This window comes from Bartonella sp. AA86SXKL (genome assembly GCF_042196885.1).
The window spans coordinates 1-1,040 of sequence record NZ_JBHIRE010000148.1 but is presented as its reverse complement, the minus strand read 5'-3'; the positions used below and the strand labels follow the sequence as shown (position 1 = coordinate 1,040).

The 1,040-nt window shown below is 37.0% G+C and carries 1 protein-coding gene; it reads left to right on the top strand.

From position 1 onward, the window contains the following. Nucleotides 1-34: 34 nt before the first annotated feature. On the top strand, nucleotides 35-880 hold the full coding sequence (locus tag ACFIO5_RS10620; protein WP_375637275.1) for a TrbL/VirB6 family protein: 846 nt from the start codon (nucleotides 35-37) through the stop codon (nucleotides 878-880). Nucleotides 881-1,040: the final 160 nt, after the last annotated feature.

The following is a 1,040-nucleotide window of genomic DNA, read 5'->3' as shown; positions in this document are numbered from 1 at the left end:
ATAAAAAGTTGAAAATTCGTTAAAGAGGAATGCCATGAACTTCACTATGTTCACGCAACTTTTCGATAAAATTAACCAGGTAACACAAACATATGTCACGGGTATTTCCTCAAAAGCAATTGCTACAATTACACCTTTCGTTTCAATTGGAATCACGATCGCTTTCATCATCTACGGATGGCTTATCATTCGGGGCGCTATCGATATGCCACTCTCCGGATTTGTAAATCGTTTCCTGCGAATAAGTATTATTACTTCAATAGCCCTTACCACAGGACTTTATCAAAGTGAAATTGCCAATTTAATAACACAAATGCCCTATGAGTTATCAAAAGCGCTCATGACAAATCCACTCAATGATACACAGTTAATGAATTTATTGGACAAAGCAGCAACCAAAGGATTCCAATATGCAGGTCGTCTTTTCCATGAAACCATCTTCTTCGAGGCCAATGGATTGCTTTACAGCCTCTTAGGTATCCTCATCTTGCTGGCAACAAGTTCCGTCGTGGCAATCGGCGGTGGTCTCGTCATACTGACAAAAATCGCTATTACACTTCTCGTAGGATTGGGCCCTATCTTCATCATTGCCTTACTGTGGCAACCAACCTATCGCTTTTTTCAGCAATGGTTAATCCAAGTCGTAAATTATATAATCCTCTTTCTACTCTTAGCGACTGTATTTAATCTGATGATGAATATCTTTGCAAACTACTTGAGTGATATGAAACTCGATTATAACCAGAATGTAGCAGCCATGTTTGGGGGAGCTCTCATCTTGTCCATTATATCCATCATGCTGTTACTCAAACTATCAAGCATGGCCAATTCTCTCGCAAAAGGCATTACATTTGGACATCTATGGAAACATAGAAACTAGAGGATGTAGCTAGAAAGAAATGATTCTCGTAACAGAAACTTTAAATGCACACGATAAAATAACAAGAATATCCAATCCTAAAGTAAAAAATATTCGCACTGAAATTGAGCTATTTTCATAAATTAAAAAATGAAATTAAGAAAAGATAAATTATCGTAAA